The 614-nt window shown below is 64.7% G+C and carries 1 protein-coding gene; it reads left to right on the forward strand.

Annotated elements, in window-relative coordinates:
* On the forward strand, nt 1-614 hold a 614-nt coding region (locus ACV1FX_RS41750; protein ID WP_473123288.1), incomplete at both ends, for an AMP-binding protein.

Raw genomic sequence — 614 nt, forward strand, 5'->3', positions numbered from 1 at the left:
AAGGCGTCGACTGGGTCATCGTGGTCAAGCGCACCGGCGGCAAGGTCGACATGAACCCGTCGCGCGACCTCTGGTACCACGACGCCGCCAAGATGGTGACGACGGACTGCCCGGCCGAGCACATGCATGCCGAGGATCCGCTGTTCATCCTCTACACCTCCGGTTCGACCGGCACGCCGAAGGGCGTGCTGCACACCTCGGGCGGCTATCTCGTCTATGCCGCGATGACGCATCAATACGTGTTCGACTATCACGATGGCGACATCTACTGGTGCACCGCCGACGTCGGCTGGGTCACCGGCCACAGCTACATTCTCTATGGCCCGCTCGCCAACGGCGCGACCACGCTGATGTTCGAAGGCGTGCCGAACTACCCCGATAACTCCCGCTTCTGGAACGTCATCGACAAGCACAAGGTCAACATCTTCTACACCGCGCCGACCGCGATCCGCGCCTTGATGCAGGGCGGCGACGAGCCGGTGAAGACGACCTCGCGCGCGAGCCTGCGTCTGCTCGGCTCGGTCGGCGAGCCCATCAATCCGGAAGCCTGGGAGTGGTATCACCGCGTCGTCGGCGAGGACCGCTGCCCGATCGTCGACACCTGGTGGCAGACC

The sequence above is a fragment of the Bradyrhizobium ingae genome (assembly GCF_055791185.1).